Origin of the sequence: Pollutimonas rozaliensis (assembly GCF_048751585.1) — a bacterium.
GTDB lineage: Bacteria > Pseudomonadota > Gammaproteobacteria > Burkholderiales > Burkholderiaceae_B.
The window spans coordinates 1-280 of sequence record NZ_JAZHOB010000059.1; the positions used below are offsets into that span (position 1 = coordinate 1).

Genomic DNA, 280 nt, shown 5'->3' on the forward strand with positions numbered 1-280 from the left:
TGATTATCTGGAGCCTATGGTTCGAAAAGGAGATTATCTGTTGATTCAATTTGGGCACAATGATGCCAAATGTAATGGCGCCGATATTAGCCGAGGAGCTATCGATGTTGCTAATTTGTGCACTTATCCTAATGATCAACAAGGACAATTACAGACCTGGTTGGTTTTTTATATCTCTCGCTCTTGGCACTGAGGTCAGTAATATGGCCTGTAACTGATGCCGCTGAGCAAACGTCAAATAGCGTTGTAGTGAATATTGAAAAGAGTACTCTTCAGCTCC

At 41.8% G+C, this 280-nt stretch carries 1 protein-coding gene; it reads left to right on the plus strand.

Going from position 1 to position 280, the window contains the following annotated elements; all coding sequences use genetic code 11:
* Positions 1 to 193 (plus strand): hypothetical protein (locus tag V0R37_RS21955; protein ID WP_420376537.1); only part of this gene is annotated, 193 nt, incomplete at its 5' end.
* Positions 194 to 280: the final 87 nt, after the last annotated feature.